This window comes from Rivularia sp. PCC 7116 (genome assembly GCF_000316665.1).
Lineage (GTDB): Bacteria > Cyanobacteriota > Cyanobacteriia > Cyanobacteriales > Nostocaceae > Rivularia.
In genome coordinates, this window is the sequence record NC_019678.1 from 3,706,474 (window position 1) to 3,731,617 (window position 25,144).

Genomic DNA, 25,144 nt, shown 5'->3' on the forward strand with positions numbered 1-25,144 from the left:
CTTAATACTAATTTACATTAATATCATGTTCGCGTCCCCTAAGTCCGCATTTCCAGAGGAATACCGTGTTTGGATATATAGTTAGTTTCATTTATTGATGGTGATAATAACTATTTTTAAGATTTTTAGGTCAAAATTAAGCGATTTGAACTGTATTACTTGCAAATTAAAAACTTAATTGAGCAAAGCGTCATTATTGTCATATTAACTAGGAGAGATGCGTGACGTTATAAGTCTTATTGCTACGTTCAGATTTTCTAAACTATATAACAGCAATAAAGCAGGAGGATGTTAGTTTTGCGGCTTTGTGCATCCACTAAAAGAAAATTGTGACAGTTACATAAGTCCTAAAATTACCTAAATAATTTTTTTGATTGCAATTCGACAATAAAACAAAGTTATGAGCAATGAGAATAGATTCGCTGAGATGAAAAAGTGTCAATTAAAACTTTAGCTCTGAATATAAAGCCGTGATTTAATCAATAATTATACTTAAATTTGCTTGTTAAAGTATTTAATACCACTTTTTGTTGCAAGTAAATCTAAAGAGTAGTAACTCGGGTTAATACTTTGTCTCATCAATTTCAAGAAAAAAGCCACATAATGTATTTATTTATATCTTGTACCTTGTACAAAATACTAAGGCAATTTTTCTTGTAACGTTTCTATTAATTGTATTTTAGTAGATTGTTTCGCTAATGATACAACGTATAAAATACTTTGCATTATTTAGCATACTTAGGAGCTAATTTAGGATGAAATTATTTGCACTATCGAGTTTGTTTCTGCTTCTATTTCCACTAGCAGCTCAAGCAGATATGGTTGTCACAACAAAAAGTGGTAGACAATACACTATTCCGGTAAATGGAGATGATGTTCAAAGTATCAGATTTACCGATTCTGGAAGCAATGGACAACAGTCTGGTTCATCTTGGAGAGGAAGATGGAAGACTTCTGAAGGGAATATGAATTTGAGACAGAATGGTAACGTTGTCTCGGGTACTTATACCCAAGATAAGGGAAGAATTTCGGGTCAAGTTTCTGGTAATACGCTCAATGGTATTTGGGCTGAAAATAGCTCTGCGAGAAAATGTAAAGTCAAGAAGTTGAATACTTTCTATTGGGGAAGAATTTCTTTTACTCAGCAAGCTGGGGGTCAAAAATTCATAGGTAAGTGGGGTTACTGTAACGAGAAACCAGATGCCAATTGGACTGGTACTAGATAAGATAAAATCTGTCTTAATATACTACTCCCTTTTTGGGTTTATGATTACCTATTGAATTAGAGCAGGGAGAGGGGGTAGAGGGGGAGAGGGGGTAGAGGGGGAGAGGGGGTAGAAAAAAATAATTTTTATCGGTAATTTTTAGAGCGGAAGGGGAGTAATATCATGTCCGGTTAAACAGTTATCATATCTGTGAGGGCTAAGTAATGAGTAATAAGTAATGAGTAATAAGTAATGATTAGTAGATGATAACCGCCATCTTTTCAGTAGGGTTATATCGTAAGTAATTAGCCGGACTTGATATAACATATTAGCTTGGAAATAAGGAGCGAGAGTAGAAAATAGAAAAAGCTTTCATGAACGATTTTCTTAAAAGTACCAATGTAAGCTAATGTGCAGATAAATTGGATAAAACGAAAATTTGTAATTATTGTAGTGTGGGCATCTTGCCCGCGTCTTATATACAAACTCGATACGCAACAGCTTAATAACTTATTTTCCTCTTCTCTAATTAGAGAAGAGGATTTTTGTTAGAATCCATTCGGTTTTTCAAAGCCACCTATAACTTGTACAATTAGCTCTGAAATATCTAGCAATCGCTTATCACTCCAGCGTTTGCCGTGTACTTGTACCCCAATTGGTAAACCTTCCTGGGATTTCCCTATGGGTAATGTCACAATTGGATTTGCCGCGACTGTTGTAGTGTTGTTATACATTGCGATCGCTAAACTATAGGGAACTGTTTTTCCTTCTATTTCAAAGGGTGTAGCGCGACGACGATGGCTAAATGCTGGGGTAGGTGAAACTGGACATAACCAGAGATCCCAGTCGGTAAGAAATTTCTCCATTGTGGAAATCAGATAGTCTCGTTTGGTTAATGCTTGAAAATAACCATTCGCACTCAACCCCATTCCCTGGGCTAAACTGGTTGATACTGGACTGTCATCGAAGAAATATCGCCAATAGAAATAGGGCAAAATTTTTCTTAAAGGAGTATTTTTAATTAATCCTGGTAACACTGGAGAAAGTTCAAATCCTTGGATATGCCCCCAAACTTGCAAAGCTTCGTCAAAATCAAATTCTGCTGGGGTGGTTTCTTCTATATGACAGCCTGCTGCTTCTAAACTAGAAGCTAAATTTTGCAAACATTTTTTGGTGTCGCCAGAAACAGGCACTCCACCTATTTCTTGAGTAAATGCAATTTTTAAACCTTTAAGTTCTGCAATTTGATTTTCCCTAACCCAAGGTACGGGGGGAACTTCCCAATTTTGTAAATCGCTACCTCGCAATAAAGGCAAAACTAATTTTAAGTCTGCAATGCTACGAGCCATTGGTCCATATGATACCAAATTACGAACACTGTGGGGATAGTTTTCTATTCTGATGTGCCCTATTCCGGAAACACTCTGCTCTGTAGGGCGGATCCCAAAAACACCGCAAAAATGAGCAGGAACTCTTATCGAACCACCAACATCGCTGCCAACTTCTAGAGGTGTAAATCCGGCAGCTAAGGCTGCTGCTGCACCACCAGAACTACCACCGGGAGTACAATTGAGATTCCAAGGGTTGTTAGTGCGCCCAAAATCCGGATGCTCGCATTGCCAATCATAGGAATTTGTCGGTATATTGGTTTTACCAAAGATGATTGCCCCTGCTTGTTTTAATTTTGTGACTACTGTTGCATCTTGTTTCGGTATATAGTCACTATTGCCGGGAATGCCGTAGCTGCTGCGAATCCCCTGAGTTTCATAAACATCTTTAATAGTCACGGGAATTCCATGTAAAACACCCCATGATTCCCCACGACTCAAAGCTTCGTCTGCGGCTTTGGCTTGAATTTTTGCGTTTTCTATATCTAAAGTAACAACAGCATTAATATCATTGTTGTGTTTGTCAATTTGTGCCAGATGAGCTTCTAAAACTTCAACAGTAGAATATTGTTTATCGTTTATGATTTGAGCAAGTTCTGTTGCTTGTTTAAATATTAGTTCCTGCATGGCATTAACTGTTATATTGTTCTCGGCTTCTGGTAAATAATAGTAAACCGAAGAAAATTAATAAAGTCACAACATGAAACATTACCATACTCCAAAGTAACTGTTGTTGCTCATTTGTGAATGCAAACCATTGAGGAAAGCCAATATATAAAATTAGCTGTGAAACTGCACTTAAAAGGAAACATACTATTCCCCAGCGAGTTTTTAACCATAAACCAATAACAGTAAAGGTACCTAAAATCGCATAGAAAATATCACCAACCTGCCAACTCAAAGGTGATTCTCTAAAGGGTATTTCTCCAAAACCTAATAAATTGGCATAATGTACGGTTGCACCGTAAAAGTAAAATAGTGCGAGAATTTTCAGATAAATTCCCATGCTCGGCTTATGTCGGGATTCAAAAAGTAAATTCATGTCCAATAAGTCAACTCAAACTACTTGAATATTAAACTCTTCTCGAATATCTTTTAACGAATGATTTGAATATTGCTGATAATCCCAAAAATTCCATTTTTTACGCATCTTGAAGGTGTATAAAATAACTTTGATAAAATCGGGAAAACTAAGAATAAAAATCCAGAATACTTTCAAAATACCTTCTTCTTTAAGAACTTGCGTAGTTTCTGGATATTTTAAGTATTCCATATATTCGCCGAGCGTGACAGTAGAACCAAAAATAGTCCATGTATCTGTTAAAGTTTCTTCTTTGATGGAAGTGTCGCAGCCAAAAACTACATGAGTAACATCGTGCAATCGAAACAATTTCGCAACTTTAGGGTTTGTATTTTCTTCTGTAATTAATCCGTTGAAACTCGAATAGTATTCTTTTAGTGCTTCTTCGAGCGTTTGTAAGGATTCTTGTTGTTGATATTTAAATTTTTTAGACATACCGATTCACCTCGTAGTTAATTTTAATTGATAATTTCTGATACTGAAACCAATATTAAATGAAATGTCATGTGAGCAAATATTGCAGCTTCTAAACCTTTGCGCCAGTATAACCAGCCTGCAATTATTCCTGTAATCATATTTAAAGCCATGATTAACCCAATTAACAATATTGTCGGTTGAGCAATTAAACTAAATAAAAGTGGTAAATGTCCAATACCAAATATTGCCGCAGCAACGGTAATTCCGAACCAGTAAAAAATAGACTTTGGTGTACCTGAAGCTTTTTGGAAAATCTTCCAGGGCAGCCATACTAGAAATGTCATCAAACCCCAGCGGATTAATAATTCCTCGACGATTCCACCGTAAAGTACGCGAGTTAATAAAGGTATTTGAACGTCAGGATTTTGATTTAAAGCAAGATATGCCGCAGGTAGAAATGGCTCCGTAAGTTTGAGTATAATTGCGCTGAAAATATAGGCGATCGCACCTCCAATAATTCCAAAGATAATTTGTTTGGAAAAAATAGAACGAACGCCAGTATGATTATAAAATGCCTTAATTAAAGGAGTTGAGAAACCAACTCTAGTTGAAAGATTGCTACCGATAAAAGTGGCAATCCCCAGTAAAATACTCGACTGTATCAAGCCGATAATTTTAAGTGTAGATAAGGATAAAGGTAATTCCGTCCCTTCTGGAATATTAACGGGAGCAAGCAGTAAAGAAAACACTCCTGTCAATCCCAGCAAGAACAAAGTTAGAAAGATTTTAAATTTTGAAACTTTTTTGACTGATGCAGAATTTGGATTGAAAGTCATGGTAGAAGCACCTTACAATTAACAATTATCACTTTTCTCCAACGATGCAGACAAATTGTTCTTTAGGCTCAGAATTTATAATCCACTTGATATTTTTAAAACCTACAGTTATCATCAGCTCTTTGACTTCTTCAGTGTCGTAAACCTGAAAACCATGTTTGGGAAGAGTTGTTTGCTTGAGAAATTCTTTGCAATTAAAACAAATAACCAAGGAACCTTTGTCTTCCAAAATTTGATACAGTTCAATTAAAGTCTGTTTAACATCCTTCCAAAAATAAATAGTATTAACCGTACAAATTTTGGTAAAATTACGATTAAATTTCGGTATATTTACCGTATTACAACAATTTAAATGTAGCTTACCTCTTTTTATATCCGAAGCAAAACGCTTTTTACAAAAATCAACCATTTCCGGAGAAACATCTATACCATCAACAGATTTTACACCCGGATTTTTAAGAATTCTATTTAGTAAATAACCTCCACCAAAACCTAACTCTAAAACGTGCTCATCTGCGGATTTTAGATTCAACATTCTTAATGCAAGCTTGTTCATAGAAGCATTATCTCTATTTAAAACTCTAGAAACAACTTGCTTACCAAACCATCCTGAAGGCTGACGAAGTTGTGATGCGAGAAATTTACTAATCATTATTTCCTGAACCTAGCTCTACGTTGGACACACTCGCAAATCTACTATTGCTTGCAGACAAAATTAAGGAATCGTCTCAATTATTGCTGTATATACAATTACAGAGTCAAGTATTCCCGAATAAGTTGTTTAAAGTTTAGTTAAGATTATTGTTAATAGCTTTATTTGTTACAAACACAGGTTAAATTTTTGCAAAATATAGCGGTTTTTGGTTGAATTAAATACATTTATACCTCACCCTCCTTCCCTCTCCCTGCGGAGCGGAGAGGGATGTCCGTATCTTCTCAGGGTGAGGTTATTTATATTGCACCCAAGTGAAATTCGCTATAAATCATATGTAAATTAAGAATGGGTGTTTCCGTAATCTAGTTTTAACTAAGTGAATCACTGTTATTAGCTATCATAAATATTCAGTAATTACCTGTAGCTATGGCGAAAAACTGCTTGCGAATTACCCATCAAGGCGAAAATATCCTACTTTCTTGGCAGCGCGGGCAAGCAGCACCTCGATTTGCCGATACGGTAAAACTTGAACATCCATTTAACAAAAAAGCTTTAACAGATTTACGCTGGTATTTAGAAGAGTACTTACGCTTTCCTTATGGGATTTTCCCAGATAACGCTGCAAAAATAGAACAAAAATTACAGGCTTGGGGAGAAGAGTTATTTAACTTGGTTTTTCGCAGTAGTGAGAAAGCGCGGGAGTTTTTTCAAGCTGCGACTTATGATGGTTTGCGTAATTGCGAGTTAGTTATTACTGCCGATGATGCGGCAATGCTCAATTTACCTTGGGAGTTGCTTTATTCTCCTAATGACAGACAATTTCTTGCGCCTTCCTTAGTCCAAAAGGCGATAAAATCTTGCGAGATTGGATTGTTCCGGTTTTGTACGAGCAGGAAAGTTATGCGCCGTTTATTCCTGAAGATAGTACAGATGATATTCTCGATCTTGACGATTTTCTTGTAGAGACGCGAAATTTCGCGTCTCTACATGGTTTTCCAGATGAAGGGCTATACGGTTTTATCGGACGCGATTACGATATATTGCGGTACCAATTTATATTCGTGGTTTTGTGATTGATTTTGAGCATCATCAAGAGTTTATTGGCTTTTATATAAATGCTTTAGCGCGAATGTTGCAGGTTTTGGGAGAAAATCAATTTGATACGATTTGGCGCGAGGTGACGGGTGGCGATTGTGCGGGTGAGGTGCGGGAGGCGATTTGGGCAGCGCGGGATAGGTAGGATGAGGAGGGGTAGTTGCTTATATATCCGCCTTGGAATTAATTTGAAATCAGTTTCAAGACTGTATCGGCAATTTCATCAACTTCACAATACCCCCATTAATAACCTGTATTTTTAACTCGTAACCTTTCATCAATAACATCCCAACAAGTGGATCGCACTCAGCCTCATCAATTGGAATTGTTAAAAACTGTCCATCCCAAACTACCGTTGCTTCATATATATCAAAAATACTTTCGCTACCATCTGCTAGTAATGCTCTTCCGCGTCTTTTCCAATTAAGTTGTAGTTCAGCAATCAAATCTGGAGGTAAGCAAAGCCACCCATCAAAACCTGTATCTATAACTGCATCTCGTTCGTGTAGCTTTCCTTGCCGATCGCAAATTGCAATTGGAATAATTGGCTCGTAGTCAGCATTAACTTTCCCTATTATCATCTTGTTTTTGCTTTTTGAGTGCGATTAGCACCAAACCTACGAACATACCTAGAACCAACTTTTATAATCCAAATTTGTGCGCTTGGATAACGTTTCTCAAGACGATTACAAACTGAAATCTCATCATTATCTATTTCCCATGCACCTGTAGTAATATCGATCGCGACTATCTTACCTTGACTATCTGCTTGGAGTTGTGGATAAATATCGCGTGTATAAATTTCATCCCCCAGTCGTCCAAATTCTTCTTTACTGTATTGTGGTTTTGTGGCTGCCATATCTAGGTTGCTGGCTTTTACAATGTCTGACAACTATATAAATATAACGTTTTTTGATTGAATCTAATACAGTTGAAAGCCTTAAATCAGAAAAACCATCATTCCCAAGGAACGGCGATCGCCTAAGATCGAAAAATATAATGATAAGCAGTAATCTGAAATTACATTCTTCTAAATATCCTAGAAATAAAAAGGAACCATAATATGCAAGCTTACAAAGCCAAAGGCAAAATTGACGCAACAGGTAATTTAGTAGTTACACAACCTATTGAAATACCACCTGGAAATGTGGAAGTAATTATTTTACAGGTAGCTGATGAAGTTAATTCCACAGAAACCGCCACCGAATCGCAAACAGAAACATCTAAAAATCAAGTTCGATACAGAACTAACGCATTTAGAGACTTACTAGAAAATTCTCCTTCTGTACCACCAGATTTCGATCCAGAAAGCGCGAAGTGGGAGTATTTGAAGGAGAAACATAATCTATGAATGTTCTGATAGATACTAATATTATTTTGGACATTGCTCTTGTTAGACTGCCATCTTATGATGATAGCGACCAAGTGTTCTCATTTATCGAACAAGGGCAAATTAATGGTTATGTTTGTGCGTCTACTTTTAGCGACCTTTACTACCTTATCCGTAAACAAAGAGGTCGAGATTGGGCGTTAAATTTCTTAACTCAGCTATCTTCAATTTGCCAAGTTGCTACGGTAAATCAAGCTACAATTTCAATGGCACTTGCTACAAATTTCAAAGATTTTGAAGACGCGATTTTGTATGCTGCTGCGGTAATTAACAATCTAGATGCTATTGTTACTCGCAATCAAAAAGACTTCCCGGTTACAACTCCACGAATTTTAACACCAGAACAATTAATTCAAGACTTAACATCTCCGTAAATCTATATGAATACCCAATTAGACTCAACCGAAATAAATCAAAAACAGCAACTTCTTAAAGATTACGAACCCGCACAAAAAGCATTAGCTACCCTAGAACAAAACAACGGTAATTTTAATACTGCTTTCGACGCACTTTGGACTGAAAAATTCGGTACGGATACTTACGATAAAAAATCTCTTTGGCAATCTACTTTAACCGTACTACGCCAAGAACTTTGCGGTGATGAAGGTTTTCAGGCTCAATTTAAAGAATATACTAAAAACCCTGCTAGCGCTCCATTACTTACCGGATTAATTGTTTCTATTACAACTTTATCTGGTTTACCTTTAGATCCAGCTATTTCTACAGTTGTTGTTTTATATTTACTCAAGGTGGGATTGAAGATTTTTTGCGAATATACCGAACCCGATAACTAAAAAACTCCGCGCTCCTCTGCGTTTCAAAACCTCACTTCCGCTTCACCGTTACTTCCCGCAAAACTCTTTGAGAACAATTTCTCTTCCTTCCTTCCAACTTGACGAGTCAATATACTTTGTGAAGGATTAAATAATAGAGACATCAAGTATTGCTGCCATTGCTTAAGCTAAAGTTGAACATCACTACATCCTCGGGAGCCTCGCTTTCTACTATTGATGCATAAAGCCCCATTGCTGGAATATTTGAACGATTAGTTAATACCCAAGCCTGATTACAACCGAGAGACTTTGCTTTTAAGAACATTTCTTGGAGTAACTTCTTACCAATACCTTGTCGTTGATGAGTCGGTGCAACCCCTACTTCATTTATCCATAATTCAGGTGGCTTGTCTGGATGGATGTAGTGTACTCCCGATGCAAAACCCACAACTAACCCCGCGTCAATTGCGACTACAATATGATGGCGTGAATCTGCGAGAAATTCGGCTACTAAATTTTCGTCTAATTCGTAGTCAAATACATCAGATGCAAGGTTGCAAAGAACATCTTCATCTCCTTTATCTAAACTTCTAATCTTGATAGTCATTTTGATTTGATGATTGTTATCAATTTACTATAGTAAGATTTTTTTTGGTTTCATGTTCTAAAAATGCAGCCAATATTTTATACGACTTTTCAGAATATTTGTGTTGACTTCTGAGTGAATATTTAAATTTGTTTGTATAACCAAAGAAAGCTCGCGAAGTTGACTCCATTCGGGAAGTTTGAAAATACTTTCGTTACTAATATTCTCAGCAAATTTTTCGTCTATAAAACCTGTTAAACCAAAACTTGTATCAAAAGCTTGAAATAATTCTTTAGCTTTATGGTTTATTCCATCGTCAATTGGTTCATCTAATCGAAGTAATATTGAGTTTAAAGATGTATTGTAGTCATTAACTAAAATTTATAAAGCATTATCCGTAATTAAATCTCCGTCTGGAAAATCATATTTTTTTTCTTTCTCTAGCATTGGTAGAATTTCTACTTGCCGTTTTTCAGGTAATCCAAAAAAGACTATGATAACGGATTTTGAAACTATTATATTGTTGACTTCATTATCAAAAATCCAATTTATCATTATTTCGTAGCTCTAATTGTTCTTACCAACAATCCATGTTTGGGTGCAAAAATCATCGCGATAACAAACAACAGAGTTTGCAATACTACAATACATCCACCTGTAGCAGCATCAAGATGATAGCTAATATAAGTCCCCATCACGCTAGAAAATATTCCGGATGCCACAGCAATTAATGTCATTTGATTAAAATCATCGCTCAACATATAAGCAGTTGCGCCTGGAGTGACTAACATTGCAATTACTAAAATAATTCCTACTGTTTGTTGCGCGGCGACAATAGTTAAAGCTAATACAGATAACAAAATATAGTATAAAGCAGTGGTATTCAATCCTATAGTACGAGCATGGGTTGCATCAAAACAAAATAGTAGTAAATCTTTCCGCAGTACCATTAAAAATATCATGGTAACTACGCTAATGATGATTGTTTGAATTAAATTTTGGTCTGAAATACCTAAGACATTTCCAAACAGGATATGCATTAAATCGATACTACTTGGGGTTTTAGAAATTAATACCAAACCAAAGGCGAAAAAGCCTGTAAATACTAACCCCATTACGGTATCTTCTTTGATTCTAGTATTGGATTTAATAAATCCGATAGAAATTACTGAACCCAAGCCAAAAACAAATGCTCCAATGGCAAAGGGAATATTTAAAATATAAGCAAGTACAACTCCAGGGAGAACTGCATGAGATACCGCATCTCCCATTAATGCCCATCCCTTTAGAGTCATATAACATGACAGAACCGAACAAACAACACCTACTAAGGCACTTACAAATATTGCCTTAACCATAAATTCAAACTGCAATGGCGCTGCAAACCACTGCCAAATTGCTTCTATACTCATAATATTTAATGTTTTAGTTTTAAATCTAAAAAAAGATATATTTACCAATTACCAACTACCAATTACCAATTACCCATTACCAATTATCAATGAACAATTAACAGTTAACAATGCCCAATGCCCAATTCCCAATTACCCATTACCAATTCCTGCGACTGGAACCATTCCATCAAAGGTACGGGCAATATTCTCTTGCGTAAAAACTTCTCCCGTCGGACCATATGCCAAAATGGTACGATTGATTAATACCACATCATCACAAAATGTAGAAATTGAAGAAAGGTCATGGGTTGAAATTAAAATTGTATGACCCATATTACGTAATTCTATCAAAAGTTGAATCAGTGCTTTTTCTGTTTTAATATCTACTCCGGCAAAGGGTTCATCTAAGAGAATTATTTGTGCTTGTTGTGCCAAAGCACGCGCTACAAATGCTCTCTTTTTTTGTCCTCCTGAAAGTTCCCCAATTTGGCGATATTTTAATTCGCTCATGTTAGTTCGCGCTAAACTTTCTGCTACAGCTTTTCGGTCATTTGCACGAGGAATTCTTAAGAAGTTCATATACCCGTAGCGCCCCATCATTACTACATCTTGTACGTTGATAGGAAAATTCCAGTCTACATCTTCAGATTGAGGAATATAAGCAACTAAATTTTGTTTTTGCGCCTTCTTCATGGGCATCCCTTGAATTAATATACGCCCATTTGTCGGTTTAACAAAACCCATAATTGCTTTAAATAAAGTCGATTTACCCGAACCATTCATTCCCACTAAGCCGCTGATAGAACCGCGATTTAGTTGTAAATTCGCTTCATGCAAAGCTACTTTACCGTTATAAGCAACTGTAGTATCTTCTACGTGAACTGTAATTTTAGACATAATATTTATTGATTATCTAATTAATAATTATCTAATAGTGGTTGAATTTTAGCTCAATTTTTTACTGTTTCAAACCATTAACTAAGGTGTTAATGTTGTACTCTAACAACTTAAAATAAGTAGGTGCAACGCCATTTACATCGGTAAGTGAATCGACATAAAATACTCCGCCAAATTCGGCATTGCTTTCTTTTGCTACTTGTTTTTGAGCATCTGCATTAACGGTACTTTCACAAAATACTACAGGAACTTGGTTTTCCCGCACTGTATTAATTACTTTTTTTACTTGTTGTGGAGTTGCTTGTTTTTCAGCATTAACAGCCCACAAATACTCTTCCTTTAATCCATAATCTTTCGCTAGATAAGAAAATGCTCCTTCACAAGTCACCATAAAACGTTTATTTGCAGGTATTTCTTTAACTGTGTTTTGTAATTTTTTATCGATTTGTTTTATTTGTTCGCTATAAGTTTGAGCATTAGCAGTGTAAGTCTGTGCATTCGCTGGATCTAAATTCACCAAAGCATCACGAATGTTTTCCACATACTTTAAAGCCAGTTTCGGTGACATCCAAGCATGGGGATTCGGTTTTCCCGCGTAAGCGTCTTCGCTAATATCTATTGGTGCAATACCTTCACTCAAGGTAACATGAGGCACGTCTTTGAGATTTCCATAAAACTTTTGCGCCCAGCGCTCTAAACCTAAACCATTATCTAAAATTAAGTCTGCATCTTGGGCTTTGACTATATCGCTAGGAGTCGGCTCGTAACCGTGAATCTCTGCTCCCGGTTTAGTCAAGGATTGAATAATCGCTTTATCTCCTGCAACGTTACGAGCCATATCAGCAAGCACCGTAAAGGTTGTCAGAATCACCTTTTTATCTTTCGTGTTCGGATTTTGTGCAGTATTACCAACCTCTTGGGCTGTGTTTTCAGGCACATCCGTACTCGGGCTACACCCACTCAGTAACAGTCCACACACTATTCCTATCGAGGTGAGAAGCTTCGCTGTACCGAAGGTAATCGCCAGTCTTCCTGCATAAGGCTGCTTACTAAAAAGTATAGCCATCTAGTTTTCCAAAAAAGTTTTTCATAATCTTCTCATTTTTATACTACAACACTTGAGTCGAAAAATGAAAGAATTATGAGAAGTTTAAGAATGAAGTATATATTGATACTAGTTGTTTCTTGTATGCATGAAAGAATTGCCTAGTTTAGCTTTTATTGACTCAAAGAAATTAATTGGATAATTTGAATCAAATTTTATCTCTATTTATATTATGCAGAAGAATGTACAAAAAACTCTATCTCAAGAATAATAACTAAATATAAATAATAGTTAGCTTTCCTTTTGCTTTCTTTACATTAAGTTTTGTAAAAACCTTTGCTATTTCTTGCAGTGTATGGGTTTTATTTTTGTGATTTGGCTCGATAGTTCAACGATTTTTAATACAGTTATGATGCATTTTGTGCTGAAAGTTGTAAATTTAGCCAGCACTATAGTTGAATTTTGAAACAGATTATTATCCTATTTTCTGCGTGTATTTTAGGATAGTTTTGAGGTATTATTTTGAGATATTATTTTGAGATATTATATTTATTTACCATCGGATATTTCAACTTCACCATCGAGAGTAGAAGATTGAGAAGATTGAATTGATTTATGTTCTTTGCTTAAATTTTTAAAGTTTTGCAATAACATTGCTCCACCAGTGACTAACATCCAAAGTAAACCCAAGCCGTTGAGTAAAACGTAAACTGGTTCTAAGGTTTTTCCTAGATATTCACCTTCATGGAGAACCATCAAAAAATGAACTTGATTCCGAGATAATCCGAACCAGTCTTTGGAAATGCGATAAACAACTCCTGTAGACACCGTAATTAATAATGGGAGTATAACAACTGGAGCAATGGTGAGGTGTAATTTTCTTAGTAGTTGCTTCTTCATGATTCAACCCGGATATATTATCTCTGGAATCATTTTAAATAGAATTGGTAATTAAAGCGATTTACAGCAGATTGCAACATTCTCAGCACACGGGAATAAATTCCCCACGCGAGAATATAAAGTTTGAAAAATCAGACTGGCTATGGCTTTTGGTACGTTTTAAATTACGCCGTTACATTAACCTTGAAATTAATTACCGTGGGATTTGGAATTAACGAGAATGGCGCAAGATAATTGAAAATTGTCATTAATTGTTTTTTGTTGCTTTACTTATTCATCACTAGGAATAGGAAAATCTTCTGCCGAGCAATTTTGATTTGCATATTCTATCGCTAATCGTATTGCTTTTATATGTTGCGGTACAAATACAGCATTCCTATTACCATTTTGGGAGTTAATTCGTTGTAAGATATAAGTATTAATATCAATATTTTCAAATTTGAGAAATTTATATTCTTGTAATGAATCTATTTCTATAACAGGTAATTCTTGGCACAGACGAACTGCTCCGATGACATTCATTAATACTGCTTTTAATTGTTGATTTGTTTCCTCTATAACCCATTGGGATTGCCATTGATTGGGATGAACGGTTCCGTATTTATCGGGTAAAGGTGTACCATGATGGGTATAAATTACAAACCCATCTGCGAATTCTATGGCTGGTTCTCCTTCCCCATGAAGTTGATTGTTGTCATCTACTAAAATTTTTATCGGGCGATCGCAGATAATGCAGAGATTATCTACAGCGAAAATCCAACCGCAATGTTTTATAATACCTTGCAAAGCAGCCCATTTCTGGGATGTATGCGGATAACCCAGTACTGAAAAAGCAAAATCTAACCAAATACAGGTAATTGCGATTTTAGAAATTATTACAGGGGGATTTTCTTTTAGAAACTTCTTTTCAAAAGTTGATAGGGAAACGAAAATTGCATCCTCATAATTAGAATGTTCTAATCCATAAACTTTTGCAATTACACTAGCTTGAATCATTGGTTTTAGCCATTCTCTAAAGAATAAGTCTTTACCGGGAAGCCAAGCTAATTGTTCTTCAATTGCAGAAATTGCGGTACTAAGAGATTCTTGCCAGTTATCCGGTAATCTATTTTCAAAGTCTGTGAAAAATTCACGCATACCTTGATTAGCTGGCAACTTACCCAACATATCGAGAATTGGAGACGTACCAAAATACATTTGCTCGATAATTTCTTGAATAGTTAAATCTCTAGGAAGAGAATTATCAATATGCTCGTTCAAGGATTTAAATGATTCCCTCGAAACTTCTTTGATTAAATCTTCTAGCGGTTTAATTCCTAATTTTAATTCTTGGTGTTGATTGCCTTGCTGGATATTTTCCCAAACTGAAGAAGCAAATTCCAAAAAGTCGGTGTAAACTTGTTGTTCGGAAGTTTGATTGCTGTTTTGAGGTTGTTGTGAGATATATGTTTTAAGTTGTTCTATTGCTACCAGGGGGCTGGCACAGAAAATAACTTCGGGTTCTGGTTTACCCATCACAGCATAAGCTCCTTGTACTGCTGCTTTGGCTCGATTACGCTGAATCGGCTGAGTTGACAGGTAAATACTTTTCCATTTTTGCTGATATTCGGGGATTTGAGCTTCTTGCTCGGGAGCTAGAAAATGAATGCGCGTCATTTTGCTATTGATAGATGTATTGTCAACGAAGTTAGTATTCCCGAAATTAAATTGAAAATTACCATCAGCCATTCATGGCAAAGTATTACTCCCAAAGCGCTCTAAGATAATTCATAAAAGTTTCTTTTTTTCTGTCTTCCCCCTCCCCCCTCTCATTTCAGCTTGATTAATGTTACTGAAAATTGTATATCTTGTGCAGACAACAACACCCGGTAAATAATGACTTACCAGGTGTTGATGTTGGAATTTAAAAATTAATAGATAAAGAAATTAGACGCTGAATTCCATCAAGATTTCAATATCGTTGAAATCTTGATCGCCACCATTCGCTAAGTCTTCAAAAATGTTGTCAATTGTCGCAAATATATTAGAGTTAGTAATATTTGTTCTTCAAAAGATAACTTTGTTTTACGACCACCTCCTTTTTTTATAATTCTTCTCTTTTTCAATTCTACTTCTGATTCAGATTGTGTTCTTAGGGCAATTGCTTGCTTTATTAGCTGTTTTAATTGGTCGTAATTTAGACCAACTAACCGCTGTGCTTCTCCGGGATGTTTATCGATATACCCTGTCATTGAATTCATTTTATTGACCCTGATAAAAGCTGATTGAATATTATTTTACCAGATTTTATTTTTATTCCGGAGATGTCTATTTTGTAAAGGATTCTCGAATGCATTTGCAACTTCATCCCAAGGTACAAATTTAAAGTTGGTGCTGTTGTTTTCTAATTCTTCTTCATCTTCAACAGCATTTTGTGGATCGTTGGCACCATCTTGTACAACTAATAATCCGTTGGGAAATTCCTCACCCAAAGGTACATTAATAACATCTAAACCATCGCTTTCGTTTACTTGATCGATTCCATTATTATCGCCAACAACAAAGCTACCTAAATATTCGTTATTACCTTCCCGACTGAAAACAGCGTAGGAAGAATCACCTTGACTGTTAGCAATTAGATAACCAGTTCCGTTTTCACCGTAATATATTGATAAACCTTCGATATCGGGTACTAGAGGAGAAATGTTAGTAGTTGTAAATTCATTTGTACCTTGGGAAATATCATCACTTACACCTTGAGCTATTAAACTATAAGCTGTAGTTGTCAGATGAAATTGATCCCACCACAAGTATTCTTCAGGGTTTGGTACAACTGCTCCAGTAGTCGTATTTAAAGCTGGTGTAGTAATATTGGTTAACCCAAAATCACCAGGATTGGCTTGAATTTTGGCTACTTCACTGGCAACATCTAATTCAACAATATTTACTCCTAGTTCATCTTCTAGTTCGTCTAATTCCGCATAAATACATATCTTCAATGTTCCATTTAGAGGTTAAGAAAAAGATATATAGAGTTTAAATAAATATTTATTCCAAAAAAATCTGAATTTGCATTCATAATTGTTAATACCATTTATTTATAAAGATGCGCCCCTCTTTAACCCGTGTAGACGGTGAATCTAGTTGGGGGTGTCGGTTTGGTTCCCCCAAACTAGTGTTACCCTAACGGGTCACTTCGTGAACGCGGAGCGTCTCCCGGAGGGAGATACCCGGAGGGGCTTTGTTTAAGTAGCCTCACTCTATAAGAGTGTTAGCGGAGCGTGTCCGTAAGGACATGGGCGATTGAGCGCAGCCTCATACAGAATTGGTATTGGCTCTACAATAAGTAATTAGCCGAATCTAAGATAAAGCGGGTGCTGAAATATTCCGGCACCCGCTCTAATAAATCTATACTTTTTCTCGCGATTAATGTTCTTTATTGCGATCTGTATCCCCTTCGTAAGGCTGTACTCCCGATTTTGGATAATCATCATCGCTGGGACTAAAAATTCTACTTACTCCATTTGTTGTAAAATTAATCAGTTTTTGAGGAATTTCTACAACTGATTTAATAATTTGCTTAGCTTTAGATGCAGTAGACATAAATTTTTGCTCCTGTTTTAATTAATCGAAAAATCTTTAATAAACTTTTGTCTTGTCAGCGGTTCTGCTAATATTAATCCTTCGCCACCCAATGGATTTTCCTCATCTAATAATTCGCCTTCGATAGAAAGATAAATATTAGCTGATTCGTCAATGCTTGAGGCTGTATAAAGTACTTGAGCTACGCGATAAATCATTGAAGTTGAACCACCACCATAACGAAATTCATCGGATAGGTTTACATGAATTCCCGTAGTGTCATCAATTCGCAAGCCTAATAATTTCGTTCCTTGGGGAATTGTGGATGTAAATTGATTGTTTTGATTGTTATCAAAAAGTTGGTTCAAGGTTTGTTGCAAAGCAACTTCTTTCGATACTCCTTTTTTAATAGCAACTGCTTGTGGAACTAAGCTAACTTTTTCACCTTCAACTTGTAACAAGTAAGCTTTGGGCTGTAGCTGTATGGACGGTGTCTTTTCTTTAGGTGTTAATTTTTCTACTGGTTTGGGAAGTATAAATGGAATATTTGGTTTTGGAACTGTATTGTTTTCCGTGGAAATTGGTGATTTTTTAATTTGTTCGGGTGTCGATGTTGGAGTAGTTTTTATAGTAGTTGAGTTGTTATTAAGACCTATACCATTTAACCAAACTACAGTAATAACTAAACTTAGTAACGACAGTATGTAAATGATGAAAATATTTTGCTGAACAGGACGGGTATTTTGGGTTTTCATAATTTTTCTCCTGGATTTCCGATGAGTAAATTATTGAATTTAAGACTTACCTCATACCTCATCCTAGAAAAACACCCTGTATCTTTTTATATGCTGATTATGTTGTAGATGAGGAAGGTGCATTTATTTCAGCTTGAGCGCGAGAGTGCATTGTTTCTTCTATGTGTTCTTCATGTTGACGCTGCTTAACCATCGCTTCACGGGCTTTCTCCTGCATAGTCAAATCAAGCTTTAACACATCATCATTTTGAACGCGAGATTTTGGTAAACTCAGCGTCAAAAGACCGTTATGAATCTCTGCTGTAACCTGCTTGTGTTCAACACACATAGGTAAAGGTATTATGCGTTGAAAGTGTCCATAATTAAATTCGGAACGATAAATACCTTTTTCGTAATGGACTTTTTGTTCTTCATGTTCGCCACTTATTGAAACCGCATCTTTAGTTACATGGATGTCCAAATCTTTAGGTTCTATACCAGGTAGTTGGGCTTGCAGAATCAGATTTGCATCCGTCTCTTTAATTTCAATTGCTGGCTGCCAAGTTGCATTTTCAACTTTGGGGATAGAATTCGGAGGATGTAAGTCAGCCTTTTCTGTATTTCCATGAACCAACTCATCAAATAAATTATTCATTTGATGGCGTAGAGTATCAATATTTTTAAGTGGATGCCAGTTTTTCTCAGACATATATTTGCTCCCTACAGTCCCGATGACAAGTTTCGTTAGCGAGCCTTTTGTCTCGGCTCTACCTTTAAGTTAGGAAAATAATTTGAGGAACTTGTGAGGAAAGTTGGGGAGAGGCGGTGATATCATGTCTAGTTAAACTGGTAATGGGTAATGGGTAATAGGTAAAATGGGTAATAGGTAATAGGTAATGGGTAATGGTTAATGGTTAAGGCGTTAATAAAAAATTATGGGAAGTTTCGTTATATAGTAAGTAATTAACCGGACTTCATATGATGGGGGAGGAGAAATCAATTTCTTACTCGCGACTCTCAACCAATTCCCAATTCCCAATTTCCAATTCCCAATTACCAATTTCTCACTGATTACTGCTCCAACCGAGAACTTCTGAAATTTCTTGGGCTAATGTTAGCGGGCTAAAAGGTTTGGCGATCGCCGCTTTAATTCCTAAATCTGTATAGCGGTAATTGTCGGAACTTTGAATAGTGGCTGTCAATATAATTACGGGAATTTCTTTAGTTTCAGAATTTTGCTGTAGATGTTTAAAAGCTGTAATTCCGTCCATTCCGGGCATCATTACATCTAAAAGGATGACATCTGGTTTTTCTAATTCTGCTTTTTTAATACCTTCATCCCCTGAATTAGCTGTGATTACTTGCCATTTGGTAGTACTTTCTAAACAAATTTTAGTTACTTCACGAATATATTCTTCGTTATCAACTATTAATATTTTTTTTGTTGTCATTTTGAATACAGGTATTTTTGTGAATAACGTTTTGAATATTTTGAATTTTAGTGATAACTGCTAACTATTAATTGCTAATTTATTCATAGGCAAAGTGAAATAAAAAGTACTACCAACTCCTAGAATACTTTCAACCCAAATTTTGCCACCGTGCATTTCTACGATGCTGTGACAAATTGCTAAACCTAAACCCGTACCTTCATGATTGCGCGAATCTGAAGAATCTACTTGTTGAAAGCGCTCGAAAATAATTTCTAGTTTATCTTTAGGAATACCGCGTCCGTTATCCTTAACTGTAAATAATATTTCTGAATCTTGTTCGACTGCTGTAATGGCAACTGTGTCACCCGGTGATGAAAATCGTATTGCGTTACTAAGTAAATTGGTGAAAACTTGAATAATTCTATCGCTGTCTGCTAGCAGTTGGATCGATGAATTTTCAATTAACAGTTTAACTTGTCCTTTGTCAGCTAAAGGTCGAACAATATTTATTGATTTTTCAATTAATTCATCTGCTTGGCAGATTTGCATAGACATTGTAACTTTTCTCGATTCAATGCGCTCGATATCGAGAATATCGTTAATCAGTCTTACTAAGCGTTCGGTGCTATCGGTAGCAATTTGCACTAAGCGTTTACTATCTTCAGAACCTAAAGGAATTAAATCGGTAGCCAGCATTCCTAAAGAACCATGAATCGAAGTTAAAGGAGTGCGAAGTTCGTGAGAAACTACCGAAACAAACTCATCTTTCATCCGCTCTACTTGTTTGCGGTGGCTAACATCTTGTAAATAAACCGTATAAACTATGTGATTGCCTAAATTCAATTTAGAAATCGAAGCTTCTGCGGGAAACTCGCTGCCATTTTTACGTCTTCCAGAAATTTCACGACGCTCTCCCATCTTGCGAGAGGGAGATTGTGAATTACCAAAATCTGCGACATGATGACGGTGAGCTTCTACCGAACCTTCTGGTAAAAGTAAATCTAAAGGTTTTCCTAATACTTCACTTACCGAATAGCCGAAAATTTCTGAAGCACCTTGATTAAATAAGGTAATACGCTGATTGCTATCAATACAAATTATGGCATCCGAGGCAATTTCTACAATCCCAGCAAATTGCGCTTGCGCTCGCTGACGCTCCCCTAATTCCAATTGCAAGCATTCGTTCATCTTTACTAATTCTGCTGTACGGGAAGCAACTCTATTTTCCAATTTCTCCGATTCTTTACGTAGAGTTGTTTCTGTATGCTGTTTTTCTATAGCACCAGAAAGAACATTCGCAACGGCTTGTAAAAAATAAATGTCGTCTTGATTAAAGGCGCGTTTTTGAGAAGTATAGGCACCTAAAACACCATAAATTTGATTAACTCCAAAAATTGGTACGCTAACACCACTAATAATTCCGTGCTCTTCAAGTAAAGTCGGGCTGTTAAATCGGGTTTCTTGACGTAAGTCTTCAATAATAACGGGTTCTTTTGTTAGTAATACGTCGGTTGGGGAATCATTAAAACTTATTAGCGCGAGTTTTACTAATCCTTCATTCCAGCCAACTCCCGCACGTAGCAGCATGACATTGCCCGACGGTAATATTTCTAAAATATGGCAAAATTCCACATCTAAACTTTGAGCAACCAAAGCGACAGCTTCATCCATCAAAGTAGATATGTCTTTACTTAACAAAGCTGACTGTCCCAATTTTGCTACACTTGCCTGTTGTTGAACTTTGGCTTTGAGTAACAGATTCATTTTTTCTCTTTCTGCTTCAGCTTGTTTGTGGGCAGTGATATCTCGGGTTACAGCTAGTTGAACCAATTTACCATTGTCCGGATCTACTAAAGGTAATGCATGAGTTTCCACAATATGGCGGCTACCTTTGCTGCCAATTATTTCAAATTCCAAACTACCTTTATTGCCCTCACAAATACTTTTATTCAAATTTTTAAAAGCCTGACGATATTCTGGTGAAATAACAGAATAAATATTTTTACCAATTGCAGTTTCGTCTGCTTCAATCATCTCTAAACCAGCGGGATTCATTTCTAACAATGTTCCATCCGCAGCGACTAATTTAATACATTCAGGAAATGTATTAAAAATTTGTTGCCAGCGTTGTGCCGATTCCGTTTTATTATTTTCTTCCCTTTCTCTTGTCATCCGTCGAATTAATTGAATTCTTTCCAAACGGTTGACAATTCTAGTTACTAATTCTGGTCCCACAATTGGTTTGCTGACAAAATCATCTGCACCAACGCTAAAAACTTGGTTTACGGTTTCTGCTTCATTATGAGCAGTTAAAAACAATACTGGTAACTCGCTCCAAAGAGAATGGTTGCGGACTTCATCGCAAAGTTTAATACCGCTAACTCCAGGCATTTCCACATCTAAAATTAGTAAGTCTGGATTTATTGTTTCCAAGGTTTCCCAAAATTTTTGCGGTTCTGCTAAAGTTTTTACTGTGATTCCCCAATGCTGGAGTAAATTTTGCATTACTTCTAAAACTTTTGGGTCATCATCTACAGCTAATACCGTTGCTTGGGCATCTTCCGAGCTTTTAATTAATTGCGTCGCAGTTTCTAAAATTTGTATTGAAGAGACGGGTTTTTGTAAAATTATATTCTGACTATCATTAATAGCTTGTTTGTGCTTATTCTCTATTTCTTTAGTTAAAACTATTACAGGAATTGACGGTTTACGATTTTTAAACTCTGCTAATAAGCTCAAGCTTTCATCATCCTTTAAAAGACAAGCATCAACTACTGCTACATTTGGATGTTCTCGGTAAAGTTTTGTTCTAGCATTGGCAATGCTATTAGTGATTGCCACTTGTAAACCGAAATCAGCAGATTTTTGGACTAGATCTTCTGGTATTTCTCGATCTTGATCGATAGCTAAAAGTAAAGGACGTTCATCTAACTCATACTCAGAATTAGAAGAGATAGTCTCCGTTTGGGATGGTGCAGCAATTTCAGCAAGTAAAGCTTTTACCCAATCATTAAATTGTACGATTTGAGCTTTATCTAAAACTTTATCTGCTTTAAGTAAATGTTCTATTTGACGCGCTAATCTGGAACCTTCAGAAAAACCAAAAGTACCCAGAGAACCAGCTAAAGTATGAGCTTCTGCTGCTGCTTGAGAATGCAATTCTTCCGTCAAAGATTCATTTGAATTTTGCAGTGTAAGTGCTGCTTTGAGCAAGACATTTACCTGCTCGGCTACCCTAGCTTTATATTTTTCCCAAACTCCAGCTACAGCTAAAAGGGTTTGTGCCTTAGTTACTGGAAAACTTGATGCTTCTTCCTCATTCCCTCGTCCCTTTTTCACGCCACTTTGCTCAACGGGGGGAACCTTCCGTTCACCGAAGGTGGGGCTTGGTTTGGCGGCATCTCCCCGCAAACTTCTCTGCTCATGCAAGTGGCTCCCTTTCTCTACGCTTTTCTCTGCCTCTGGCTTCAAGCGATAACCAATACCATATACAGTTTCAATTAAATTACCAGGGGCACCCGCTGCTTTTAGCTTCATTCGCAGTCCTTTGATATGAGTGCGAACGGCTTCTTCGGAAGGAATATCTTCATAAGACCATAAATGCTCTAGAATCATTCCACAGCTAAATACCCGACGACTATTGCGTAAAAACAGTTCTAATAATGAATATTCTTTAGGAGTTAAAGATAAATTTTTGTCAGCATAATCGACTTCGCAACTGGTGGGATCGAGCCGCAAATTACCCCATTCTAATACAGGCTGAAAGTTGACTTTTCCCCTTCTCAATAAAGCTCTAATACGAGCAACTAATTCTTCTTCCTCGAAAGGTTTAACTACGTAATCGTCTGCACCAGCATCCAAACCAATTGCTTTTTCATGAGGACTATTGCATCCCGTCACCAACATAATTGGAATCAGCCAGCCACCAGCACGGATTTTTCTACAAAGACTAATACCATCTAATTTAGGTAAGGTTATATCTAAAATAATTAAGTCATAATCAAAAGCTTGAACTAACTCCCAACCGTCAAGTCCATCGCTCGCAACTTCAACTGCATGATTGTGATGAGTCAGTACAGCACTCAGTGCTTGGGCAACAAATTCATCATCTTCTACAACTAGGATTTTCATAGTTTATGTCAGTTGAAATTTACTAAAGGTTTATATAAGGAAGTTGGGAAATTTGTTATATTCTATATATGAAGGAATTTGTCATATATATTTTAGAATAGTCAGGCTATGCATCGTTATTTTGATTGCCGAGCATAATTTTTATTGCATAGCTTTAATAATATAGATAAATCTTAATTCCTCTGAGTTTGTTTTTAGAATAAAATAGTATTAGTTGCCCTAACTATTTTTTAGTTAGTAAATCATAAATTTTCTCCTCACAACTTCCTCAAATTTTTCATTTAACTTTAAATCAGATGCTTCCATAACAGCTAAAAAGTATCCAAATATTTATTTTTCGCTTGTTACAGAAGAGGTAAAAATATGTTTAATAAAATTTTAGTCGCCATAGATGACGGGGACAATAACCAACATATCTTAGATGAAGCTATCCGTTTAGCTCAAGCAGGCGATGCTCAACTAATACTTACCCATGTAGTACCCCCCTTAACTGAAATATATCCCGAACCTGGATATATTGCCGCACATGGTTATCATCCGACTATACATGGTGAAACCGCAGTTACCTACTATATGGAAAGATTGCAAGCTTTGGAACAAAAAGGCATTGAGTTGTTACAATCCTTTGCAAAAAAAGCCCGAATTTGCGGTGTTGACGTTGAATATGTTCAAGCTACTGGTTCTCCAGGATATATGATTTGTAAGGTTGCTCGTAGCCGAAAGGTTGACTTGATTATCATAGGTCGTCACGGACGTACCGGATTAGCTGAATTTTTCCTGGGTAGTGTTAGCAATTACGTACTGCATCATGCAGCTTGTTCTGTTCTGACAATTCAGGGACAAATTGATCGACACGAAGCTGATTCTTTAGTAATAGAAGCGGCCTCAATCTAATTTGTTGGTATTTAATATTAATTGAATATTAAATATATACACCTCCCAATTGTTTCGGGGGGTGTTTTGTAGGGAATTATTTTGCCATCGGCATTGTTGTTCATCTTTAAACAATCAAGAAGATAAATTAGATGATGATTGAGGATAATTGACAATGTTGTTTCTTGTGAAAGGCACTAGGGAATTTGCTTTGTTTAATGGATTTAATTGTGGGGGTAATTCTGTAGGCATCGTTTCTGATGATTGAATCAATTGTTTGCAGCTACATACTGGCATAGCTTGCCAACAGCTTCGACAAAACCAGTAAGCTCCACCCGAATCTGCATGATGTAATAGTATATCTTTACAGCAAGGACAGTAATTCATAATTTTTTATCCTCAGTATTTTATGCCATTACTGCTGTTTATTAGTATTTTGATTATGTTCGGTTGATTACCTATACAATTTTCAAGTGATTAGTAGTTACAAACAAGTACTCTTGTTCTAAACAGTTGTCAGCAATTAGCTTTTCACATAATCAAAAATGTTATTGGTAATTAAGCAAGCATTCTGTTAGTAGAAAACAGCAGATAACTTACTTTGAATCATAAACTTAAAATTTGAGGAACTTGTGAGGAAGAAGCGAGAGAAGCGGATGGGGAGATGGGAGAATTTTAAGCTTTGACCTTAATTACTCTAACTGTTCTGTTTTGAGTAATACCCAATTTGAAAGCAGTATCCTCACAAAA

General features: G+C 36.3%; 29 protein-coding genes. 7 read left to right on the forward strand and 22 right to left on the reverse strand.

All coding sequences use genetic code 11. The annotated features are described in order from the left end of the window. The first annotated feature begins 755 nt into the window (after positions 1 to 755). Positions 756 to 1,226 carry a hypothetical protein gene (locus RIV7116_RS14485; protein WP_015119040.1) on the forward strand — a complete coding sequence of 157 codons (471 nt, stop codon included), beginning with the start codon at positions 756 to 758 and terminating at the stop codon, positions 1,224 to 1,226. Positions 1,227 to 1,753: 527 nt separating this feature from the next. On the opposite strand, the gene RIV7116_RS14490 is transcribed toward RIV7116_RS14485, so the two are convergent. From RIV7116_RS14490 to RIV7116_RS14510, 5 genes are read right to left on the reverse strand one after another with little or no spacing between them, the layout of a single operon-like run. Then, positions 1,754 to 3,220 (reverse strand): amidase, encoded by a 1,467-nt coding sequence (locus RIV7116_RS14490; RefSeq protein ID WP_015119041.1) that lies wholly within the window; start codon positions 3,218 to 3,220, stop codon positions 1,754 to 1,756. Positions 3,221 to 3,224: 4 nt separating this feature from the next. Next, on the reverse strand, positions 3,225 to 3,635 hold the full coding sequence (locus tag RIV7116_RS14495) for a DUF6163 family protein (RefSeq protein ID WP_015119042.1): 411 nt from the start codon (positions 3,633 to 3,635) through the stop codon (positions 3,225 to 3,227). A gap of 15 nt (positions 3,636 to 3,650) precedes the next feature. Further along, a complete protein-coding gene (locus RIV7116_RS14500) occupies positions 3,651 to 4,109 on the reverse strand; it encodes a hypothetical protein (RefSeq protein WP_015119043.1) in 459 nt (152 codons plus the stop codon). Positions 4,110 to 4,132: 23 nt separating this feature from the next. Continuing rightward, a complete protein-coding gene (locus tag RIV7116_RS14505; RefSeq protein ID WP_015119044.1) occupies positions 4,133 to 4,927 on the reverse strand; it encodes a CPBP family intramembrane glutamic endopeptidase in 795 nt (264 codons plus the stop codon). Between the two features lie 28 nt (positions 4,928 to 4,955). Beyond that, positions 4,956 to 5,579, reverse strand: a complete 624-nt coding sequence (locus RIV7116_RS14510) for a class I SAM-dependent methyltransferase (protein WP_015119045.1) — start codon at positions 5,577 to 5,579, stop codon at positions 4,956 to 4,958. Between the two features lie 429 nt (positions 5,580 to 6,008). Here RIV7116_RS14510 and RIV7116_RS14515 point away from each other — a divergent pair, with 429 nt between their 5' ends. Both RIV7116_RS14515 and RIV7116_RS35810 read left to right on the forward strand, forming a co-directional pair. Beyond that, the gene (locus RIV7116_RS14515; protein WP_015119046.1) at positions 6,009 to 6,545 is read left to right on the forward strand and encodes a hypothetical protein; all 537 of its coding nucleotides are present in this window, start codon (positions 6,009 to 6,011) and stop codon (positions 6,543 to 6,545) included. 106 nt (positions 6,546 to 6,651) lie between these two features. After that, positions 6,652 to 6,822 (forward strand): hypothetical protein, encoded by a 171-nt coding sequence (locus tag RIV7116_RS35810; RefSeq protein ID WP_015119047.1) that lies wholly within the window; start codon positions 6,652 to 6,654, stop codon positions 6,820 to 6,822. 55 nt (positions 6,823 to 6,877) lie between these two features. Here RIV7116_RS35810 and RIV7116_RS14520 read toward each other — a convergent pair whose 3' ends face one another. After that, positions 6,878 to 7,258 carry an aspartyl protease gene (locus RIV7116_RS14520; RefSeq protein ID WP_015119048.1) on the reverse strand — a complete coding sequence of 127 codons (381 nt, stop codon included), beginning with the start codon at positions 7,256 to 7,258 and terminating at the stop codon, positions 6,878 to 6,880. Further along, positions 7,255 to 7,536, reverse strand: coding sequence for a hypothetical protein (locus tag RIV7116_RS14525; protein WP_015119049.1), 282 nt, complete (start codon positions 7,534 to 7,536; stop codon positions 7,255 to 7,257). The genes RIV7116_RS14520 and RIV7116_RS14525 overlap by 4 nt, the downstream gene beginning before the upstream one ends. 204 nt (positions 7,537 to 7,740) lie before the next feature. Here RIV7116_RS14525 and RIV7116_RS14530 point away from each other — a divergent pair, with 204 nt between their 5' ends. From RIV7116_RS14530 to RIV7116_RS14540, 3 genes are read left to right on the forward strand one after another with little or no spacing between them, the layout of a single operon-like run. Continuing rightward, positions 7,741 to 8,028 (forward strand): hypothetical protein, encoded by a 288-nt coding sequence (locus tag RIV7116_RS14530; protein ID WP_015119050.1) that lies wholly within the window; start codon positions 7,741 to 7,743, stop codon positions 8,026 to 8,028. Further along, positions 8,025 to 8,441 (forward strand): PIN domain-containing protein, encoded by a 417-nt coding sequence (locus RIV7116_RS14535; protein WP_015119051.1) that lies wholly within the window; start codon positions 8,025 to 8,027, stop codon positions 8,439 to 8,441. Before RIV7116_RS14530 ends, RIV7116_RS14535 begins: the two co-directional genes overlap by 4 nt. 6 nt (positions 8,442 to 8,447) lie before the next feature. Further along, complete coding sequence (locus tag RIV7116_RS14540) at positions 8,448 to 8,861, forward strand: hypothetical protein (protein WP_015119052.1); 414 nt, start codon at positions 8,448 to 8,450, stop codon at positions 8,859 to 8,861. Between the two features lie 142 nt (positions 8,862 to 9,003). Here RIV7116_RS14540 and RIV7116_RS14545 read toward each other — a convergent pair whose 3' ends face one another. From RIV7116_RS14545 to RIV7116_RS36485, 14 genes are all read right to left on the reverse strand, one after another. Further along, entirely contained in the window at positions 9,004 to 9,447 is a 444-nt protein-coding gene (locus tag RIV7116_RS14545) for a GNAT family N-acetyltransferase (protein WP_015119054.1), read from the reverse strand. Positions 9,448 to 9,807: 360 nt separating this feature from the next. Further along, positions 9,808 to 9,981 carry a hypothetical protein gene (locus tag RIV7116_RS35815; protein WP_015119055.1) on the reverse strand — a complete coding sequence of 58 codons (174 nt, stop codon included), beginning with the start codon at positions 9,979 to 9,981 and terminating at the stop codon, positions 9,808 to 9,810. Beyond that, positions 9,981 to 10,838 (reverse strand): metal ABC transporter permease, encoded by an 858-nt coding sequence (locus RIV7116_RS14550; RefSeq protein ID WP_015119056.1) that lies wholly within the window; start codon positions 10,836 to 10,838, stop codon positions 9,981 to 9,983. The genes RIV7116_RS35815 and RIV7116_RS14550 overlap by 1 nt, the downstream gene beginning before the upstream one ends. Positions 10,839 to 10,970: 132 nt before the next feature. Then, a complete protein-coding gene (locus tag RIV7116_RS14555; RefSeq protein ID WP_015119057.1) occupies positions 10,971 to 11,717 on the reverse strand; it encodes a metal ABC transporter ATP-binding protein in 747 nt (248 codons plus the stop codon). A gap of 61 nt (positions 11,718 to 11,778) precedes the next feature. Next, positions 11,779 to 12,783, reverse strand: coding sequence for a metal ABC transporter substrate-binding protein (locus RIV7116_RS14560; RefSeq protein WP_015119058.1), 1,005 nt, complete (start codon positions 12,781 to 12,783; stop codon positions 11,779 to 11,781). Positions 12,784 to 13,311: 528 nt separating this feature from the next. Beyond that, positions 13,312 to 13,662: a hypothetical protein gene (locus tag RIV7116_RS14565; RefSeq protein ID WP_015119059.1), complete on the reverse strand. Its 351-nt coding sequence runs from the start codon at positions 13,660 to 13,662 to the stop codon at positions 13,312 to 13,314. 270 nt (positions 13,663 to 13,932) lie between these two features. After that, entirely contained in the window at positions 13,933 to 15,390 is a 1,458-nt protein-coding gene (locus RIV7116_RS14570) for a DUF6745 domain-containing protein (RefSeq protein ID WP_015119060.1), read from the reverse strand. A 257-nt stretch (positions 15,391 to 15,647) separates the two neighbouring features. Next, entirely contained in the window at positions 15,648 to 15,902 is a 255-nt protein-coding gene (locus tag RIV7116_RS14575; RefSeq protein ID WP_015119061.1) for a DDE transposase family protein, read from the reverse strand. Positions 15,903 to 15,938: 36 nt separating this feature from the next. Continuing rightward, positions 15,939 to 16,640: a phytase gene (locus RIV7116_RS14580; protein WP_044290951.1), complete on the reverse strand. Its 702-nt coding sequence runs from the start codon at positions 16,638 to 16,640 to the stop codon at positions 15,939 to 15,941. Between the two features lie 427 nt (positions 16,641 to 17,067). After that, the gene (locus RIV7116_RS36475; protein ID WP_015119062.1) at positions 17,068 to 17,244 is read right to left on the reverse strand and encodes a hypothetical protein; all 177 of its coding nucleotides are present in this window, start codon (positions 17,242 to 17,244) and stop codon (positions 17,068 to 17,070) included. A gap of 17 nt (positions 17,245 to 17,261) precedes the next feature. Then, positions 17,262 to 17,978: a GerMN domain-containing protein gene (locus RIV7116_RS14590; RefSeq protein WP_015119063.1), complete on the reverse strand. Its 717-nt coding sequence runs from the start codon at positions 17,976 to 17,978 to the stop codon at positions 17,262 to 17,264. 97 nt (positions 17,979 to 18,075) lie between these two features. Further along, complete coding sequence (locus RIV7116_RS14595) at positions 18,076 to 18,666, reverse strand: Hsp20/alpha crystallin family protein (protein WP_015119064.1); 591 nt, start codon at positions 18,664 to 18,666, stop codon at positions 18,076 to 18,078. Between the two features lie 355 nt (positions 18,667 to 19,021). Further along, positions 19,022 to 19,408 (reverse strand): response regulator, encoded by a 387-nt coding sequence (locus RIV7116_RS36480; protein WP_015119065.1) that lies wholly within the window; start codon positions 19,406 to 19,408, stop codon positions 19,022 to 19,024. Between the two features lie 60 nt (positions 19,409 to 19,468). After that, a complete protein-coding gene (locus RIV7116_RS36485; protein ID WP_015119066.1) occupies positions 19,469 to 23,521 on the reverse strand; it encodes a response regulator in 4,053 nt (1,350 codons plus the stop codon). 363 nt (positions 23,522 to 23,884) lie between these two features. Here RIV7116_RS36485 and RIV7116_RS14610 point away from each other — a divergent pair, with 363 nt between their 5' ends. Then, complete coding sequence (locus RIV7116_RS14610; RefSeq protein WP_015119067.1) at positions 23,885 to 24,415, forward strand: universal stress protein; 531 nt, start codon at positions 23,885 to 23,887, stop codon at positions 24,413 to 24,415. Positions 24,416 to 24,529: 114 nt separating this feature from the next. Here RIV7116_RS14610 and RIV7116_RS14615 read toward each other — a convergent pair whose 3' ends face one another. Continuing rightward, on the reverse strand, positions 24,530 to 24,781 hold the full coding sequence (locus RIV7116_RS14615) for a hypothetical protein (protein WP_015119068.1): 252 nt from the start codon (positions 24,779 to 24,781) through the stop codon (positions 24,530 to 24,532). Positions 24,782 to 25,144 lie beyond the last annotated feature (363 nt).

Coding starts and splice junctions, on each gene's coding strand:
- RIV7116_RS14485 (WP_015119040.1), top strand. CDS start 756: ATGAAATTATTTGCACTATCGAGTTTGTTTCTGCTTCTATTTCCACTA.
- RIV7116_RS14490 (WP_015119041.1), bottom strand. CDS start 3,220: ATGCAGGAACTAATATTTAAACAAGCAACAGAACTTGCTCAAATCATA.
- RIV7116_RS14495 (WP_015119042.1), bottom strand. CDS start 3,635: ATGAATTTACTTTTTGAATCCCGACATAAGCCGAGCATGGGAATTTAT.
- RIV7116_RS14500 (WP_015119043.1), bottom strand. CDS start 4,109: ATGTCTAAAAAATTTAAATATCAACAACAAGAATCCTTACAAACGCTC.
- RIV7116_RS14505 (WP_015119044.1), bottom strand. CDS start 4,927: ATGACTTTCAATCCAAATTCTGCATCAGTCAAAAAAGTTTCAAAATTT.
- RIV7116_RS14510 (WP_015119045.1), bottom strand. CDS start 5,579: ATGATTAGTAAATTTCTCGCATCACAACTTCGTCAGCCTTCAGGATGG.
- RIV7116_RS14515 (WP_015119046.1), top strand. CDS start 6,009: ATGGCGAAAAACTGCTTGCGAATTACCCATCAAGGCGAAAATATCCTA.
- RIV7116_RS14520 (WP_015119048.1), bottom strand. CDS start 7,258: ATGATAATAGGGAAAGTTAATGCTGACTACGAGCCAATTATTCCAATT.
- RIV7116_RS14525 (WP_015119049.1), bottom strand. CDS start 7,536: ATGGCAGCCACAAAACCACAATACAGTAAAGAAGAATTTGGACGACTG.
- RIV7116_RS14530 (WP_015119050.1), top strand. CDS start 7,741: ATGCAAGCTTACAAAGCCAAAGGCAAAATTGACGCAACAGGTAATTTA.
- RIV7116_RS14535 (WP_015119051.1), top strand. CDS start 8,025: ATGAATGTTCTGATAGATACTAATATTATTTTGGACATTGCTCTTGTT.
- RIV7116_RS14540 (WP_015119052.1), top strand. CDS start 8,448: ATGAATACCCAATTAGACTCAACCGAAATAAATCAAAAACAGCAACTT.
- RIV7116_RS14545 (WP_015119054.1), bottom strand. CDS start 9,447: ATGACTATCAAGATTAGAAGTTTAGATAAAGGAGATGAAGATGTTCTT.
- RIV7116_RS35815 (WP_015119055.1), bottom strand. CDS start 9,981: ATGATAAATTGGATTTTTGATAATGAAGTCAACAATATAATAGTTTCA.
- RIV7116_RS14550 (WP_015119056.1), bottom strand. CDS start 10,838: ATGAGTATAGAAGCAATTTGGCAGTGGTTTGCAGCGCCATTGCAGTTT.
- RIV7116_RS14555 (WP_015119057.1), bottom strand. CDS start 11,717: ATGTCTAAAATTACAGTTCACGTAGAAGATACTACAGTTGCTTATAAC.
- RIV7116_RS14560 (WP_015119058.1), bottom strand. CDS start 12,783: ATGGCTATACTTTTTAGTAAGCAGCCTTATGCAGGAAGACTGGCGATT.
- RIV7116_RS14565 (WP_015119059.1), bottom strand. CDS start 13,662: ATGAAGAAGCAACTACTAAGAAAATTACACCTCACCATTGCTCCAGTT.
- RIV7116_RS14570 (WP_015119060.1), bottom strand. CDS start 15,390: ATGGCTGATGGTAATTTTCAATTTAATTTCGGGAATACTAACTTCGTT.
- RIV7116_RS14575 (WP_015119061.1), bottom strand. CDS start 15,902: ATGAATTCAATGACAGGGTATATCGATAAACATCCCGGAGAAGCACAG.
- RIV7116_RS36475 (WP_015119062.1), bottom strand. CDS start 17,244: ATGTCTACTGCATCTAAAGCTAAGCAAATTATTAAATCAGTTGTAGAA.
- RIV7116_RS14590 (WP_015119063.1), bottom strand. CDS start 17,978: ATGAAAACCCAAAATACCCGTCCTGTTCAGCAAAATATTTTCATCATT.
- RIV7116_RS14595 (WP_015119064.1), bottom strand. CDS start 18,666: ATGTCTGAGAAAAACTGGCATCCACTTAAAAATATTGATACTCTACGC.
- RIV7116_RS36480 (WP_015119065.1), bottom strand. CDS start 19,408: ATGACAACAAAAAAAATATTAATAGTTGATAACGAAGAATATATTCGT.
- RIV7116_RS36485 (WP_015119066.1), bottom strand. CDS start 23,521: ATGAAAATCCTAGTTGTAGAAGATGATGAATTTGTTGCCCAAGCACTG.
- RIV7116_RS14610 (WP_015119067.1), top strand. CDS start 23,885: ATGTTTAATAAAATTTTAGTCGCCATAGATGACGGGGACAATAACCAA.
- RIV7116_RS14615 (WP_015119068.1), bottom strand. CDS start 24,781: ATGAATTACTGTCCTTGCTGTAAAGATATACTATTACATCATGCAGAT.